This window comes from Shewanella morhuae (genome assembly GCF_900156405.1).
Lineage (GTDB): Bacteria > Pseudomonadota > Gammaproteobacteria > Enterobacterales > Shewanellaceae > Shewanella > Shewanella morhuae.
Genome location: NZ_FTNN01000001.1, coordinates 69,803 through 87,164 on the forward strand (window position 1 = coordinate 69,803; position 17,362 = coordinate 87,164).

Sequence of the window (17,362 nt, forward strand, 5' to 3'; positions counted from 1 at the left end):
AATATTCTCTCTTTCCGACCTCTCACTAAGTCAGAAGGTGAACTCTGTAGTGCACGATTCTTTTAAAACCGAATTTTAGGTTTGAAATCACCTATAATTTTCATGGCGATGCCAAGTCAATTGGGGTAAACTGCGCGCGACCAGCGTGATTGCGATCGCATTTCTGTGATAAACCTGCGCTAGCTCAATGCAGTAGGTTTTTATTTAAAACCTACGTATTTAGCAGGAACGCGGCGCATTGTCTTTCCTTCAAACGTAGTGCTTGTGGATATGATTACAATTAAGAAAGGATTGGAACTGCCTATAGCAGGCGGACCAGAGCAAGTTATCCATAATGGCCCAGCCATTAGACATGTAGCGACTTTGGGTGAAGAGTATATTGGCTTACGTCCAACGATGAAGATCAAAGTGGGCGATAAAGTACAAAAAGGCCAGGTTCTTTTTGAAGATAAGAAGAATTTAGGCGTTAAATATACGGCTTTAGCCAGTGGTACTATATTAGACATTAACCGGGGCGCTCAGCGTGTTCTGCAGTCTGTTGTCATTGAAGTGGAAGGAAACGATAGCGTTGCCTTTGCTAAATATGATGCCACTGCGCTCGATACGCTTGACTCACAGTTAGTCCGTGACAACCTGATTGAATCAGGTTTATGGACTGCTTTGCGAACTCGTCCTTTTAGCAAAGTGCCCGCTGTAGACTCTTCTGCTGCTGGTATTTTTGTCACCGCAATTGATACTCAACCTCTTGCTGCTGATCCTGTTGTGGTTATCAGTGAGCATAAAGAAGATTTTGCTAATGGTCTTAAGATTTTAGCAAGACTTACTGACGGTAAAGTTTACCTTTGTAAAGCGCCTGGCGCTGATATTCCTGCCGCAAACGCCCAAGTTGAAGAATTTGCCGGTATGCACCCAGCAGGATTAGTGGGTACTCACATTCACTTCTTATTGTCTGCCTCTGCAAAACGTACCGTTTGGCATATTGGTTACCAAGATGTAATTGCTGTTGGTCAGCTATTTACAACGGGTGAACTCAATACCGAGCGTGTTGTTGCGATCGCAGGCCCTAAAGCGGCTAAACCAAGACTGCTACGCACTGTAATGGGCGCGAGCATGACGGAACTAACTGCCGGTGAAGCCTTAGAAGGCAATGTTCGTCTGATTTCAGGCTCAGTTCTGAACGGCCGTACAGCTGTTGGTCCTCAAGGGTATTTAGGTCGTTACCATACTCAAGTCAGTATGTTAGAAGAAAGCATAGAAAAAGAATTTTTAGGCTGGGTTTTACCAGGCTCAGACAAATATTCTATTACCCGTGCATTCTTAGGACATCTTGTTCCTTCTCGTCTATTCAGTATGACGACCAGTACAGGTGGTTCAGACCGCGCAATGGTACCCATTGGTAACTATGAGCGTGTAATGCCATTGGACATTCTTCCTACTATGCTGCTGCGCGATTTAATTTCGGGTGACTTTGACGGTGCTGTTACTTTAGGCGCATTAGAGTTAGATGAAGAAGATCTCGCACTGTGTACGTTCGTATGTCCAGGCAAGTATGACTATGGTTCATATCTGCGTGACTGTTTAAATACGATCGAGAGGGAAGGCTAATGAGCTTGAAAGATTTTTTCGAACGTATTGAGCCCGACTTTGAGAAAGGCGGTAAATACGAAAAGTTTTATGCCCTGTTTGAAGCGGCATATACGATTTTTTATACCCCAGGCAAAGTGAACAAGGGCAAAACCCACGTTCGCGATAACCTTGACCTAAAACGTATGATGATTACGGTTTGGGCTTGTGCTTTCCCAGCGATGTTCGTGGGCATGTACAACGTAGGTTTACAAGCTCAAGTTGCATTAATCGCGGGTTTTGCGACTCCTGATGTATGGCAAGTGAGCTTGTTCAGCCTATTTGGTACTGAACTGACCGCAAACTCTGGTTGGCCGGCACTAATGTGGTACGGCGCTTGTTTCTTCTTACCTATCTATGCGGTGACTTTTGCCGTCGGTGGTATTTGGGAAGTGCTATTTGCGTCTATCCGAGGCCATGAAATTAACGAAGGTTTCTTCGTTACTTCTATCCTGTTTGCTTTAACGCTACCAGCTACTATTCCATTATGGATGGTTGCGCTGGGTATCACCTTTGGTGTGGTCGTGGCGAAAGAAGTATTCGGTGGCACAGGGCGTAACTTCTTAAACCCTGCACTAGCGGGTCGCGCTTTCTTGTTCTTCGCTTATCCGTTGAACATGTCCGGTGATACCTCATGGGTTGTGGCTGACGGTTACTCTGGTGCGACTGCACTGAGCCAAGCTGCTGCGGGCACGTTAGATTACGCAATCAACCAAAACTGGTGGGATTCGTTCTTCGGTTTCATTCCTGGTTCTGTCGGTGAAGTGTCTACATTAGCGATTCTGTTAGGTGGTCTGGTCATCATCTACACTCGTATCGCGTCATGGCGTATCGTTGGCGGTGTAATGGTCGGTATGATTGCCGTTTCTATGCTGCTTAACTTTGTCAGTAGCGACACTAACCCAATGTTTGCAATGCCTTGGTACTGGCACTTAGTGTTAGGTGGTTTTGCTTTTGGCATGATGTTTATGGCGACAGACCCTGTGTCAGCGTCATTTACTAATCAAGCTAAATGGGCATACGGTATCTTGATTGGTGCAATGGCTGTGTTTATCCGCGTGATTAACCCTGCATTCCCTGAAGGCATGATGTTGGCAATTTTGTTTGCTAACTTGTTCGCGCCATTGTTCGACCACTTTGTGGTTCAGGCAAATATCAAGCGGAGGATTGCCCGTGGCTAATAATAAAGATTCGTTCGGCAGAACCTTATTTGTCGTCGTTGGCCTGTGTTTGATTTGTGCGATATTTGTATCTACCGCAGCCGTATTGCTAAGACCGACTCAGGCAGAAAATAAACTGCTTGATAAGCAAAAGTATATTCTGGAAGCAGCAGGTCTTATCGACACTAAAGCTGGCAAAGTTACTAAAGCGCAAATTCTGGATACATACGGTAAACACATCGAAGCTAAACTGGTCGATTTGAAAACGGGTGCTTGGGTTGAGGGTGTTGATGCTGACACATTTGATCAACGTAAAGCGTCTCGTGATGTGAAAACCTCATTTGTACCTGTGAATGACATCGCCTCTGTGAAACGCGTAGCGGATAACGCTGTGGTTTATCTCGTTCGTGATGAACAAGGTAAGTTAACAAGTATTATCCTGCCAATCCATGGTTATGGCCTGTGGTCAACTATGTACGCCTTCTTAGCTATGGATGCTGACCTAAATACAGTGCAGAGCTTGGTCTACTACGAGCAGGGTGAAACTCCTGGCTTAGGTGGCGAAGTACAAAATGCACAGTGGAAAGCGAAATGGCATGGCAAAAAGTTATTTGATGAGCAAGGTAAACTCGCAATCAGCGTAACTAAAAACCCAGCAGTTGCTAGCACTGAATATGGTGTTGATGCATTGTCTGGTGCAACCTTAACCAGTAACGGTGTGCAGCATTCACTGACATTCTGGTTAGGAAAAGAAGGTTTTGCGAGTTTCATTGAAAAAGCACGCAATGGAGGTCTCAGCTAATGTCTGACGCTAAAGAACTGAAACAGGTTCTGACAGGACCTATAGTCAACAATAACCCGATTGCTTTACAAGTACTGGGTGTATGTAGTGCATTAGCAGTAACGAGTAAACTCGAAACTGCACTGGTAATGGCGTTGGCGTTAACTGCGGTAACTGCGTTTTCGAACCTGTTTATCTCAATGATCCGTAATCATATTCCAAGCAGTGTGCGTATTATCGTGCAGATGACCATTATTGCCTCTTTGGTGATTGTGGTTGACCAATTGCTTCAGGCTTATGCTTATCAGATCTCTAAGCAGTTGTCGGTATTCGTGGGCTTAATCATTACGAACTGTATTGTAATGGGACGCGCCGAAGCCTACGCGATGAAAACACCGCCAATGTTGAGCTTTATGGATGGTATCGGTAACGGTTTAGGTTACGGTGTCATTCTGTTAGCGGTTGGCTTCGTACGTGAACTGTTTGGTAACGGTTCTCTGTTCGGTGTTGAAATCCTGCACAAGATCTCTGATGGTGGCTGGTATCAACCAAACGGTTTGCTATTACTGCCTCCGAGTGCGTTCTTCCTGATCGGTATTCTGATTTGGATTATTCGTACCTATAAGCCAGAGCAAGTTGAAGCAAAAGGGTAAGCGCGATGGAACATTATATTAGCCTGTTAATTCGCTCTGTTTTCATTGAAAACATGGCACTGGCCTTCTTCCTAGGTATGTGTACTTTCTTGGCTGTGTCTAAGAAAGTAACCACTGCTATGGGCCTAGGGATTGCGGTAGTTGTAGTGTTAACTATCTCTGTCCCAGCAAACCAAGTTATCTATCAAGGGCTACTAGCTCCTGGTGCACTTGCTTGGGCTGGCGCACCTGAAGCTGACTTAAGTTTCTTGAAATTCATTACCTTTATCGGTGTGATTGCGGCTTTGGTTCAAATTCTAGAAATGGCACTGGACAAGTACTTTCCACCTTTGTACAACGCATTGGGTATTTTCTTACCTTTGATCACAGTGAACTGCGCGATTTTCGGTGCGGTATCATTCATGGTTGAGCGTGACTACAAGTTAGGCGAAAGTTTGGTGTTTGGTTTCGGCTCAGGAGTGGGTTGGGCATTAGCTATCGTATTGATGGCCGGTATCCGTGAGAAGCTGAAGTATGCCGACGTGCCTAACGGTCTGCGTGGTTTAGGTATTACCTTTATTACTGCAGGTTTAATGGCCTTAGGTTTCATGTCGTTTTCTGGTGTGTCTCTGTAAGAGATGCATAACGGCTTCTTGAATTGGACCTTCTAAGGATAAGTTAATGGATATTCTTGGTATTTTTAAATCAACTCCGCTTGAGGTTTACCTCGGTGTGGGTATGTTTACTGCTATCGTCCTCGTCTTGGTGTTAGTGATTTTATTCGCTAAATCTAAGTTAGTGGCTAGTGGTGACATCAAGATCGGCATCAATGACGATCCTGAAAAAGTAATTACAACTGGTGCGGGTGGTAAGTTGTTAGGTGTTTTGGCTAACAGCGGCATCTTCGTATCGAGCGCGTGTGGCGGCGGTGGCTCATGTGGCCAATGTCGCGTAGTGATTAAGTCTGGCGGCGGCGATATTCTGCCAACTGAACTTGACCACATCAGCAAAGGTGATGCCCGTAAAGGTTGTCGTCTTTCTTGTCAGGTTAACGTTAAGAACGATATGGAAATCGAGCTTGACGAAGAAATCTTTGGTATCAAGAAATGGGAATGTGAAGTTATCTCTAACGATAATAAAGCCACTTTCATTAAAGAGCTGAAGCTACAAATTCCTGATGGCGAGTCTGTACCATTCCGTGCTGGCGGTTATATTCAAATCGAAGCACCTGCTCACCACATTAAATATGCAGATTTTGATGTACCTGCACAGTATCGTGGCGACTGGGAACACTTTGGTTTCTTCAATCTTGAGTCTAAGGTTGATGAAGAAACGATTCGTGCATACTCGATGGCTAACTACCCAGAAGAGTTCGGTATTATTATGCTGAACGTGCGTATTGCTACGCCTCCACCACGTAACTTGACCTTGCCTTGCGGCAAAATGTCATCTTACATTTGGAGCTTAAAAGCCGGTGATAAAGTCACTATATCAGGCCCATTTGGTGAATTCTTCGCGAAGGATACCGATGCTGAAATGGTATTTATTGGTGGTGGTGCAGGTATGGCGCCAATGCGTTCACATATCTTCGACCAACTGAAGCGTCTGCATTCTAAACGTAAGATTAGCTTCTGGTACGGCGCACGCTCTAAGCGTGAAATGTTCTACGTAGAAGACTTTGATGGCCTCGCGGCTGAGAATGATAACTTCGTATGGCATGTGGCACTTTCAGATCCTCAACCAGAGGATAACTGGGATGGTTACACAGGTTTTATTCATAATGTTTTGTATGAAAACTATTTGAAAAACCATGATGCACCAGAAGATTGTGAGTTCTACATGTGTGGACCTCCAATGATGAACGCTGCCGTAATTGGTATGTTGAAAAATCTTGGTGTCGAAGACGAAAACATCTTGTTGGATGACTTCGGCGGCTAATGTTCATTAGTCCTAGATAGAAGAGTTGCAGATGCTGAGGATATCCTTTCATCTGCAACTTTTGCGTTTAAGGGCACAAATAAGAGTGGTAGGTCATTATGTTTCAGACCTTAAAAATCAATAATTCAGCATTAAAGCATTCAGTAAATTGGCTGGTCCTTCTCGGGCTGGCCTTTTTTGTTTCAGCCTGTGCTAAACAGAACGAGATGATATCGTTGTCTGGTAGCACCATGGGTACCACATATCATATTAAAGTGTTACCGAACGAGCAGATGCCAACGGCGCAGTTACTCCAAGAGGAAATTGATTTAGCCCTTGAGCGCGTTAATGATCAGATGTCGACATACCGACCAGATTCAGAATTATCTCGTTTCAACCAATTGCCATTGGAGCAGAGCGTTGAAGTGTCGCCCGATACAATTAAAGTCGTCGAAGAAGGGATCCGTTTATATCAAGTGACGGACAAAGCGCTGGATATTACCTTAGGTCCTTTAGTTAATTTGTGGGGCTTTGGTCCAGATAAACGCCCGACAAAAGTGCCAACGCAAGCGGATATTGATGCCGCTAAAGCAAAAACGGGTATTAATGAACTTTCCATTGAGGGTAATCGTCTAACTAAACATAACGCGCATTTGTATGTGGATTTATCATCCATTGCGAAGGGCTTTGGGGTTGATAAGGTTGCTGCTATTCTTGAACAATACCATGCTACAGGCTATTTGGTTGAAATAGGTGGTGAGCTGAGTATCAAAGGCACTAAAGCCGATGGCAGTGCTTGGCGCGTTGCGATAGAGCAACCGACTGACGATGGTGCTGAAGCGATACAACAAGTTATCGCCCCGGGTACTATGGCAATGGCAACATCAGGCGACTATCGTAATTATTATGAGGAAGACGGTCAGCGCTTTACGCATATAATCGATCCGCGTACAGGCATGCCGATTAATCATAAGCTCGCATCCGTAACAATATTGCATCAAAATTGCATGACTGCTGACGGTTTTGCGACGGCGATGATGGTTTTAGGGACAGAAGCATCATTGGAGCTTGCCAAGCAGCAACACTTGGCGATAATGCTAATTGAAAAGCAAGGCGACGGATTTAAGGTCTATTACAGCGACGCCTTTAAGCCTTTCCTTATTTAGTTTTTGGAGTAAACCATGACCTCTTTTATCGCGGCATTTGTGATTTTGTTATTATTCTTTTTGCTCATGTCGATAGGTTATCTCATCAAGCGCAAGGCCGTTGAAGGAAGTTGTGGCGGTTTGGGTGTTCTAGGGATTGAGAAAGCGTGTGATTGTGATGACCCTTGTGACAAACGTAAACGTCGTATGGCCGCTGAAGAAGCGCGTCGTGAGAAGTTAACAAAAGATCGTATTATTTAATTGTATTCACTAAATAACCTGTAGAGACGCAAAGTTTATCTCGAGTCAGGTAAAAAAACAGCCTCCCGTTTTGGAGGCTTTTTTTTTCCTCAAATTTATCTATATGCCCTAACCGTTTGAGATTTATCCTTATGATATGAGTGATACGGCTTGTAAATCTAAGTGTGAATGAGAACGGTTTTTATCATTAAGTGGGTGAAATATAAAGATAATTTGAGTTATTGGCTAAATTGTACTAGGCTAGTCGTTTGATATAGATCAATCTTTTCTCGTTTACCAAGGATAGTAACTTATGAAAGGTCATCCTAAAGTGATTGGACAACTGAATGGGGTGCTTACCTGTGAGTTGACTGCCATCAATCAATATTTCCTCCATGCCCGTATGTTTAAACATTGGGGCTTTGAGAAGTTAAATCACGTTGAATACAAAAAATCCATTCAAGACATGAAACATGCCGATAAGCTCATTGAGCGAGTATTGTTTTTAGAAGGATTACCTAATCTACAGCAACTTGAAAAGCTGCGCATTGGTGAGCACAGCGAAGAAATACTCGGCTGTGATGCGGCCATGGTGCAAGAGCAACTCATCATACTGCGCAGTGCGATTAGCTTATGTGAGGCAGAGCAAGACTACGTGAGCCGCGATATGCTGGAAGAAATTCTTGAAGACGAAGAAGAGCACTTAGATTGGCTTGAATCGCAACAAGAGCTCATTAGCTTAACTGGTATTCAAAATTATCTACAATCGCAAATTAGCGACCAATAGGAGCAGGATATGAAAGGCGATAAAGACGTTATCGATGCGTTAAATCGACTCCTAACGGGAGAACTCTCGGCAATGGATCAATATTTTGTCCATGCCCATATGTACGAAGATTGGGGATTCAATGAGCTTTATGAGCGTATTGCCCATGAGTCAGATGATGAAAAAGCCCATGCTGCTAAGTTAGTGCAGCGTATTTTGTTCCTTGAAGGTACACCTGATGTTGCCGCCCGTGAGGCATTAAACATCGGTAAAGATGTGACAGAAATGCTGCGTAACGATCTCGCCTACGAGTACAAGGTTGCAGATGATTTACGCCAAGTGATTGCACTGTGTGAGCAAAAGCAAGATTACCAGACCCGCGAAATTCTCGAAGTGTTACTCGACGATACAGAAGCGGATCATATGTATTGGCTTGAAAAACAACTCGGGTTAATTGACCGTATCGGGTTGCAAAATTATTTACAAACTAAGATGTAATTTATAATCCCAGCGCCAAAAAACACTTAGCGCTGGGATTTATCTAGACTACCCTCCTACACGACAAGCCCGCGATTCACACCTTGCAACTTTTCTATCGCCCTTACACTACCAGCGCCAGACTAATAACACCCTAGTAGCCTTTCCTTAAACTCAAATCCAGCATTCCAAGTTTAATAGACCCAAATAGCTCTCTGGCGTGTTTATCCGCCATAAAAGTTGTGCGGTGTACATCACAATGCTTGATAACTGTTTTTATATACAGTATTTTGGCGTTGGAGGATTCAACGTGCAAAAAATTATTCACATCGATATGGACTGCTATTTTGCCGCAGTGGAAATGCGTGACTTTCCTGAGTATCTTGGCAAACCGTTAGCGGTGGGCGGTAGTAGCGATCGCCGCGGCGTTATCAGCACCTGTAGCTATGAGGCGCGTAAATTTGGTGTGCGTTCAGCGATGGCCACAGCTTATGCTTTTAAATTGTGCCCTGAACTTATTCTGGTACCTGGTCGTATGCAGGTTTACAAAGAAGTATCGTTGCAGATCCGTGAAATATTTTCCCGTTATACGCCGTTGATTGAACCGCTTTCACTCGATGAAGCCTATTTGGATGTGAGTGAGTGCCAGCAATATAAAGGTTCTGCTACCTTGATAGCCCAAGCTATTCGCCGTGATATTTTAATCGAAACGGGGTTAACGGCCTCTGCAGGTATAGCGCCGATTAAGTTTCTTGCAAAGATTGCATCGGATTTGAATAAACCCAATGGTCAATATGTGATCACGCCAGATACTGTGCCTGAGTTCGTTAAAACCTTATCCTTACGAAAAATTCCCGGTGTAGGTAAAGTTACCGCTGAAAAGTTAGCCTTGTTAGGGCTCCATACCTGCAGTGATGTACAAGCCTATTCTAAAACTGAGCTTGTGGCGCGATTTGGCAAATTTGGCAGTGTATTGATTGAGCGTTCTCACGGTATAGATGAGCGTGGTATTTCTGCAAATAGGGAGCGTAAATCAGTCGGTGTAGAAACCACTCTGGCAAAAGATATCTATCATTTAGAGCAATGCCAGCAAGTTATACCAGCATTAATCCAAGAGTTGCTGCAGCGCTTAAATCGCAGCGCTAAAAACAGACAAATATGTAAGCAAGTGGTAAAACTCAAATTTAATGATTTTAAGCAGACTACTATTGAACATCGCAGTGATGAGGTCTCAATTGAGATGTTTTATGAGCTACTTGCACAGGCAATGGTAAGGCAGGAGGGACGGGGCATTCGGTTACTGGGTATTTCGGTTGGGCTCGCTGATTCTACCCTTGTCGTTCCCGCAACTATCTATGCCCAAACACAGCTAGATTTAGCGCTTTAGCGACTTTATTAGGTTTTTAAGCCAATAATTCCTCATTTTGAGTAGTGCTAAAAATAAGCCGCATCGGCATTAAGCAGATGCGGCTTTATATTAAAAGCGCACAGAGTAAGCGAGCTTCGTTGAAGGCTTAAGCCTTAACGGGAATGCGCTCGAGTACAGCCAGTAACAAGGTCCAGTATTGGCCAACTGTGGTGATGTTCACCATCTCGTCTGGCCCGTGTGGATAACGGATCGTGGGGCCAATCGAGACCATATCCATCTCTGGGTAAGGTTTCTTGAATAGACCACACTCAAGACCTGCATGGATAACCATGATCACCGGTTCTTTGTGGTAAATATCTTGATAGGTTTCGCGCACTATCGCCATTACAGGCGAGCTGTTATCTGGCTTCCAACCAGGATAGGCGCCGCTTAAATCAATATCGGCTCCGGCTAAGTTAGTCAACGCAGTTAACATGCCTTCAACTTGGCTGCGGCCAGAATCAATCAGTGAGCGAATAAGACACAAGACAGTGACTTGTTCATCGTCAGTGCTGATAACGCCAATGTTGAGTGAGGTTTCAGTGACTCCTTCGACTTCATCGCTCATACGGATCACGCCATTTGGGCACACATGCAGCAAGTCAATTAAGGTATTTTGGCTGTTTTCGCTCATCACCCGTTTTGGCGTAGGGATAGTGTTTAGCACTAAACGTATATCAGGGTCGGCAATGGCGAGTTCGGTGCGGATCAGGGCCTCAAACTCAGCGACTTTCTCATGTAAAGCACTGAGGTTTTCTTCAGGCAACATAAAGCTGATGTTAGCTTCGCGTGGGATGGCATTGCGTAGCGAACCACCGCTAAATTGGGTCAGTTCTAAGGCTAAATCATCGGCGTTTTCAAAGAGGAAACGCGCCAATAACTTGTTGGCGTTGCCACGACCTAAGTGAATGTTCACCCCTGAGTGGCCACCTTTTAAGCCTGATATATGCAGGCTAAAGGCTGAGTAACTTTGCTCAGACGCTTGCCACACCATAGGCAGGGTGATTTGTGCGTCAACGCCACCGGCGCAGCCCATGTAAATCTCACCTTCTTGCTCTGAGTCGGTATTGATCAAAATCTCAGCGTCTAACATACCCGCCTGTAAACCGAAGGCGCCAGTCATGCCCGCTTCTTCATCTATCGTCAGCAGCACTTCTAATGGACCATGCTTGATATCATCAGAGCCTAAAATGGCTAAAGCTGATGCCATGCCGATACCGTTATCAGAACCTAATGTAGTACCTTTGGCTTTAACCCAATCGCCATCGACATAAGCTTCGATAGGGTCTTTAGTAAAATCGTGTACTTTGTCGGCGTTTTTCTGCGGCACCATATCGATATGGGCTTGAATGACCACTATTTTACGATCTTCCATTCCGGGCGTAGCCGGTTTACGGATGATCAAATTACCAACAGCGTCTTCGACTACGGCAAGTTGTTTGCTTTTAGCCCAGGCTTGTATGTGCTGGCTTAAGGCTTGCTCATGCTTGGATGGGTGTGGAATGGCACAAATTTGTTCAAACCATTGCCATAATGGCTGTGGGTATAACTGACTTAATGCTGTCACTTGAGTGTCCCTCATAAGGTCTTGTGGGTATAGGGCAAATTTGCGGCCATTCTAACACATTCTGTGCAGCCAATTAATCTCAGTGCCATAGGCTTTTGCTGAGCTGGCAGCCAAAGTTTCCAGTTCGGTTTTTTCTGTGAGTGTAGACATCACTTTTAGATTGGTAATTAGGTGATAGAGCGGGAATAATGTAGGCACAATAATGAAAAAGGATGGGTCATGTTTCAAGTTAACTTCGTTGATGTAAAAGCAGAAAATGCTATTTTTGATGGTGAAGGCTGGGATGCTGTCGTGGTGATAACGCCAGATCTGGACTCCATCATTTTTGATGAGATAGGTTTATTGGCTCAGCACGGTGCCCATGTCGATAAGCGTGTCGGTAAGAGCCCAACATTACTGTTTGCGCCAGGGCTTGCGGGAGGTCGTTTGATCATCGCGCCTGTTACCCAAGTGAACGACGAGTATGTCGATGTGCGTGTGTATGCCGATGCCGCAAGGGCGGCGATTACCATTGCAAAAGAGGCCGGCGCCAAACGTCCGTTATTATATGTGGTGCCATCGAAGGACTCGCGTTTTGGTTTTGCCGCTGAAGTCGCGGCGTTAGCCTGCGGTCAAGAACTGTGGCAAACCTTAGAGCTGCGTGAAGCGACACGTTTAACACCTGCATTTGAGGCGATAGGATTATTATCCTTATCAACCCACAACAGCAATTTACTCAATGCGTTAGAAGCGGGCCGCGTATTAGCGCGAGATTTATGTGGTACTGAACCTGAGCGCATGTCGGCTAAAGCCTTTGCCGATTATTGTCTGCAATCCTTAGCGGGCAGCGTGATCAAAACTGCGGTAGTGGAAGACCGAGATATTTTAGAGCGTGACTATCCATTATTAAGTGCCGTGGCGCGTTCTTCTTTTGCTGTCGGTCGTCATCAACCCCGCGTAGTGAAATTAGAATATCTACCCGAGGGTGAAGTGACTCGTACTTTCCTGTTTGCGGGTAAGGGCGTTATTTATGATACTGGCGGCGCCGATCTCAAAGTTGGCGGTGCTATGGCGGGTATGAGCCGCGATAAGGGTGGCGCTTCAGCTGTGGCGGGGCTATTCAAAACTCTATCAATGCTCAAGCCTAAGGGCATTCGCGTGATTGCCGAGTTAGGTTTAGTGCGTAACAGTATCGGCAGCGAAGCTTTTGTGACTGACGAAATCATCACCAGTCATGCGGGTGTGCGAGTGCGGATTGGTAATACGGACGCCGAAGGGCGCTTAGTGCTGGCGGATTTACTGAGCCATTTACGCATCAAAGCCGTGTCGGCGGTGAAGCCTGAAATGTTTTCGGTCGCAACACTGACAGGGCACGTGGTGCGTTGTTATGGCAGTTATCCTGCGGCGGTGGAAAACTCAGTGGCGAGTTCGCAGCAATGCGCTGTCACTTTACAACAGCAGGCCACTCAATGGGGCGAACCCTTTGAAGTGTCGACGCTGCGCCCCGAAGACTTCGCTAAAATCCGCGATGTATCTGGCGCCGCTGAAATGTTGTCGTCAAATAATGCGCCTTCATCGATTACTGCGCGTGGGCATCAATATCCTGCGGCATTTTTACTGAAAGCATCAGGGCTATTTGACCATGGTGTAACCGCACCTATTCCATTAGCTTATATGCACTTAGATATCGCAGGCAGTGCAACAGAAGGCGATCCACTCTATGGTAAACCTACGGCTAGCCCGCTAGTGGGCTTGTATCAATATTTGGTCAATCGCTAACGAGTAGGGCGTATTGGCGTTTCAGGATTATTTTTTGTAGTGATTTAATTCTTTGATGCAAGACAAACCCGTTGATGTCGTTTTTCTACATCAGCGGGCGATAACGCCAGCCAAATGCTGCCTTAAAGGGTCGTTTGGCAAGGTCTTGCTGTTACTTTCTCTTTATTACGAGACGCCCATATTTGGGTAGAGTAACGATATTTCACTCTTCGTTTCGTGATTACGGGCTTGTCAGAGCGAACAAAATTCAACCTCTTAACATCACACATCCTAATAACAAACAGAAATAATCCTGTAATATCTTATTTATTAGTTGGTTACAGTCTTATTTGTATTTTTATGTGAAGTAGGTCGCTATTAACCTCATTATAATTGTGTAATTTAATTACATTAAATGGCGTTAATTAAAAAAAATACAAATAAAGGTTGTAATAAAACTACAAAACCATATAATTGCTCTCGTGGATTAGGCAGTAGCCTATTCCCTCTAGTCTATCCAGGATGGATAAATTTCTCCAAGGACCCGAGTGACAAGTCGTCTCAATGGATTTGAGAAAATCTAGTTCCAAGGAACCGAGCCAAGCTTTACTAGAGTACTTAATCACATTTACGAGGAGCATTGACTATGTCTTATACAGGCACAAAACATATTTATTGGCAGAACACTTGGTTTAACACTGATGTTTTGCGTGGCGGTTTGTTCGCCATGAGCTTTAAGGTTTAACCCTCCTTAAAGTTTGAGTTTCCATCATCCATCAACCCTTGTATCGCCTTTTTGGCGTGTTTAGACTCAAGTAGTATGTTTGTGTTTTTGCATGAATATACCAGGTTTTTCCCGTTAGCGCGGTAATGTACTTCCCCGAAAGGGACGCTTGAAATATGTCTTTGCCTGCTCATTGAGCAGGCTTTTTTTTGTCTTTTTTTTACATTAATCAATTTTTATAAAAGTAGATCTAGCATTAGAAAGTTTGAAAAAAGAAAGGTTGGAAAAGTGTTTCACTGTAAGTCAGAGAGCACCAGAATCATTCTATTTAGTCTTGGATTTAGCTTTCATCCTATCTAACTACTTATCCGTATTGATATTTGTGTTTAGATAGTTTTCCTTTGTTAGACTCTTGCCAATTTTCTGGCCTGACCAGCCTAAACTCCCTATACTTGCAACGAATATCGCTATATTAAAAAATGGTGATATGTAGTGACCCTACCTACTTAAAATAAAAAGGCATCCAGTTCCATGTTAGAAAAATTGTTCAAACTTAAACAAAATCAAACGAGCCTCAAGCAGGAAGCTATCGCAGGTTTGACCACCTTTATGACCATGGCTTACATCATTTTTGTGAATCCCATGATGTTAGCTGATGCGGGCATGGACCATGGGGCTGTGTTTGTTGCCACTTGTTTAGCTGCTGCTGTTGGCTGTTTAGTGATGGGCTTGATGGCGAATTATCCTATCGCGCTTGCACCTGGCATGGGGCTTAACGCCTTTTTTACTTATACCGTTGTCGGTGAGATGGGTTACAGCTGGGAAACTGCCTTAGGTGCAGTATTCCTGTCGGGAATTTGCTTTTTAATCTTATCCTTAGTGCGAATTCGAGAGTGGATTGTAAATAGCATCCCTATGTCGCTGCGTATTGGTATTGCCGCGGGTATTGGTTTGTTCCTTGCGCTGATCGGCCTTAAGAGTGCGGGTATTGTGGTGGCAAGCCCCGCAACACTGGTGACTTTAGGCGATATTACTGCCTTTCCGGCTGTGATGGCGGTGTTAGGTTTTTTCCTGATTATTGCGTTAGTGCAACGTGGGATGAAGTCGGCGGTGATGTTAAGCATCCTGATTATCACTGGCCTTGGGCTGATATTTGGCGATGTGCAGTATAACGGTATTGTGTCTATGCCACCGTCTATCATGCCAACATTTATGAAGATGGACTTATCTCAAGTATTTGAAGTTAGTATGTTATCGGTCGTATTCGCCTTCTTGTTCGTCGATTTATTTGATACATCAGGTACCTTAGTTGCCGTTGCGCAGCGCGGTGGTTTTCTTGACGATAAGGGTCGCTTACCACGTTTAAATCGTGCTTTAACTGCCGACAGTTTAGCAACGATTGTAGGTGCAGCGTTTGGAACGTCGACGACAACCAGTTATGTAGAAAGTACCGCGGGCGTCAGTGTAGGCGGTCGTACTGGTTTAACCGCTGTGGTGGTGGGATTACTGTTTATTGCCGCATTATTTGTATCGCCATTGGCAGGCATGATCCCTGCTTACGCCACGGCGGGTGCATTGTTTTATGTGGCTATTTTGATGATGTCAGGGCTTATGCATGTGGAATGGGAAGATTTAACCGAAGCCGCCCCAGTCGTTGTGGTGTGTATTTTAATGCCGCTGACCTTTTCTATCGCGACGGGCATTGCCTTCGGGATGATTTCCTATGCGGCGATTAAGTTAATGACCGGCCGCTTTAGCGACCTCAATGTGGGTATATTAGTGATTGCAGCACTGTTTTTAGCTAAATTCATTTATAGCTAACGGTATTTATAGTGAAGCACCATAGGCCATATTCGAGTGTCCGATGAGTCAGCTTTGCTAGCGAAAATCAGTATGCATATTGTCTACAATAGACAATATTTTTTGAGGGTCATCCAACAGATGACCCTTTTTTATGTGCAATTTCTAGCAAACTGCAAAATTTATCTCTCGTTAACCACTCCTTGCTACCAATTACCCAGCGGATTAGGTATAAGGATTGTTCGGTTATTTTTAACAAATGAATAATGAACTTAAGTGATATTGCGTACCGCCGTGTGGTAGTGAAATTAGGGACGAGTGTGCTGACCTCTGGCAGTAAACAGCTAGATAAAGCCCACATGGTTGAGCTTGCTCGTCAAATGGCCGCGCTGATGAAGTCAGGGGTCGAAGTCGTATTATGCACCTCAGGAGCCATTGCCGCAGGGCGTGAGCATCTCCAATACCCGATACTGCCCGACACTATGGCCAATAAGCAGTTATTAGCCGCTGTCGGGCAAAGTCAGTTAATCCTCGCTTGGTCACAACTCTTTAGTATTTATGGGCTGCATGTGGGCCAATTGTTGCTGACCCGTGCTGATTTGCAGGATAGAGAACGTTACCTGAATGCCCGTGACACGCTTAATGCCTTGTTAGCCAATAATATTGTGCCAATCATCAATGAAAACGATGCAGTGGCTACTAATGAAATCAAAGTTGGTGATAACGACAATCTATCGGCCCGTGCCGCGCTGCTGTGTGATGCCGATTTATTGATTTTATTGACGGATCAGAAAGGCTTATTTGATGCCGACCCACGCACTAATCCCGATGCTAAATTGATTTCGCAGGTAGTCAAAATTGACGATAGCCTACGGATGCTGGCGGGCGGTTCTGTGTCGGGTTTAGGCACTGGCGGTATGTCGACGAAATTAGAAGCGGCCGATATTGCTCGCCGCGCGGGGATAGAAGTGGTGATCGCCTCTGGCCATCACCCTGATGTGATTAAAAAAGTGGTGAGCAAGGAATCGGTTGGCACGCATTTTAGTGCCATCGAAAATCCGCTCGAAAGCCGTAAACAGTGGATTTTAGCTGGCCCTGCGACCCAAGGCTCTTTAGTGCTCGATGCCGGCGCGGTCAAAGCCGTGACTGATAAGGGCCGCAGCTTATTGTCTAAAGGTATCGTAGGCGTTAAAGGCCAATTTGAGCGCGGCGCAACACTGCAATTAGTCGATCAACAGGGTAAGGTAATAGCCAAAGGGATGACACGCTATTGTGCTCAAGCCCTAGGTTTAATCGCAGGTAAACATTCCGACGAGATCGAGTCAGTACTCGGTTACGATTATGGTGATGCAATAGTGCACCGCAACGACATGGTAGTCCTATAA

General features: G+C 44.9%; 15 protein-coding genes. 14 read left to right on the top strand and 1 reads right to left on the bottom strand.

Features of this window, described 5'->3' with window-relative positions:
- The first annotated feature begins 270 nt into the window (after positions 1–270).
- From BW947_RS00290 to dinB, 11 genes are all read left to right on the top strand, one after another.
- Positions 271–1,605 (top strand): Na(+)-translocating NADH-quinone reductase subunit A, encoded by a 1,335-nt coding sequence (locus BW947_RS00290; protein ID WP_076496719.1) that lies wholly within the window; start codon positions 271–273, stop codon positions 1,603–1,605.
- Entirely contained in the window at positions 1,605–2,804 is a 1,200-nt protein-coding gene (locus tag BW947_RS00295; protein WP_076496271.1) for an NADH:ubiquinone reductase (Na(+)-transporting) subunit B, read from the top strand. Before BW947_RS00290 ends, BW947_RS00295 begins: the two co-directional genes overlap by 1 nt.
- Positions 2,797–3,585: a Na(+)-translocating NADH-quinone reductase subunit C gene (locus BW947_RS00300; RefSeq protein ID WP_076496274.1), complete on the top strand. Its 789-nt coding sequence runs from the start codon at positions 2,797–2,799 to the stop codon at positions 3,583–3,585. The genes BW947_RS00295 and BW947_RS00300 overlap by 8 nt, the downstream gene beginning before the upstream one ends.
- Positions 3,585–4,217, top strand: coding sequence for an NADH:ubiquinone reductase (Na(+)-transporting) subunit D (locus tag BW947_RS00305; protein ID WP_076496277.1), 633 nt, complete (start codon positions 3,585–3,587; stop codon positions 4,215–4,217). The genes BW947_RS00300 and BW947_RS00305 overlap by 1 nt, the downstream gene beginning before the upstream one ends.
- 5 nt (positions 4,218–4,222) lie before the next feature.
- On the top strand, positions 4,223–4,831 hold the full coding sequence (gene nqrE, locus BW947_RS00310; protein ID WP_011071351.1) for an NADH:ubiquinone reductase (Na(+)-transporting) subunit E: 609 nt from the start codon (positions 4,223–4,225) through the stop codon (positions 4,829–4,831).
- A gap of 46 nt (positions 4,832–4,877) precedes the next feature.
- The gene (nqrF, locus tag BW947_RS00315) at positions 4,878–6,134 is read left to right on the top strand and encodes an NADH:ubiquinone reductase (Na(+)-transporting) subunit F (protein WP_076496279.1); all 1,257 of its coding nucleotides are present in this window, start codon (positions 4,878–4,880) and stop codon (positions 6,132–6,134) included.
- Positions 6,135–6,232: 98 nt separating this feature from the next.
- On the top strand, positions 6,233–7,279 hold the full coding sequence (locus BW947_RS00320; protein WP_076496282.1) for an FAD:protein FMN transferase: 1,047 nt from the start codon (positions 6,233–6,235) through the stop codon (positions 7,277–7,279).
- A gap of 15 nt (positions 7,280–7,294) precedes the next feature.
- Positions 7,295–7,519, top strand: a complete 225-nt coding sequence (nqrM, locus tag BW947_RS00325) for a (Na+)-NQR maturation NqrM (protein ID WP_006080474.1) — start codon at positions 7,295–7,297, stop codon at positions 7,517–7,519.
- Positions 7,520–7,811: 292 nt separating this feature from the next.
- Positions 7,812–8,285, top strand: a complete 474-nt coding sequence (bfr, locus tag BW947_RS00330) for a bacterioferritin (RefSeq protein ID WP_076496285.1) — start codon at positions 7,812–7,814, stop codon at positions 8,283–8,285.
- Between the two features lie 9 nt (positions 8,286–8,294).
- Positions 8,295–8,762: a bacterioferritin gene (bfr, locus tag BW947_RS00335; RefSeq protein ID WP_076496286.1), complete on the top strand. Its 468-nt coding sequence runs from the start codon at positions 8,295–8,297 to the stop codon at positions 8,760–8,762.
- Positions 8,763–9,051: 289 nt separating this feature from the next.
- Positions 9,052–10,128: a DNA polymerase IV gene (dinB, locus tag BW947_RS00340; protein ID WP_076496288.1), complete on the top strand. Its 1,077-nt coding sequence runs from the start codon at positions 9,052–9,054 to the stop codon at positions 10,126–10,128.
- Between the two features lie 127 nt (positions 10,129–10,255).
- Here the strand turns inward: dinB and BW947_RS00345 are convergent, their stop codons facing one another.
- Positions 10,256–11,716 carry an aminoacyl-histidine dipeptidase gene (locus tag BW947_RS00345; RefSeq protein ID WP_076496291.1) on the bottom strand — a complete coding sequence of 487 codons (1,461 nt, stop codon included), beginning with the start codon at positions 11,714–11,716 and terminating at the stop codon, positions 10,256–10,258.
- Positions 11,717–11,935: 219 nt separating this feature from the next.
- Here BW947_RS00345 and BW947_RS00350 point away from each other — a divergent pair, with 219 nt between their 5' ends.
- The 3 genes from BW947_RS00350 to proB all read left to right on the top strand — a co-directional run bounded on the left by BW947_RS00350 (position 11,936) and on the right by proB (position 17,362).
- Positions 11,936–13,474 carry a M17 family metallopeptidase gene (locus BW947_RS00350; RefSeq protein WP_076496294.1) on the top strand — a complete coding sequence of 513 codons (1,539 nt, stop codon included), beginning with the start codon at positions 11,936–11,938 and terminating at the stop codon, positions 13,472–13,474.
- 1,234 nt (positions 13,475–14,708) lie between these two features.
- Positions 14,709–15,998, top strand: coding sequence for an NCS2 family permease (locus BW947_RS00355; RefSeq protein ID WP_076496297.1), 1,290 nt, complete (start codon positions 14,709–14,711; stop codon positions 15,996–15,998).
- 245 nt (positions 15,999–16,243) lie between these two features.
- Positions 16,244–17,362, top strand: coding sequence for a glutamate 5-kinase (gene proB / locus BW947_RS00360; RefSeq protein WP_076496299.1), 1,119 nt, complete (start codon positions 16,244–16,246; stop codon positions 17,360–17,362).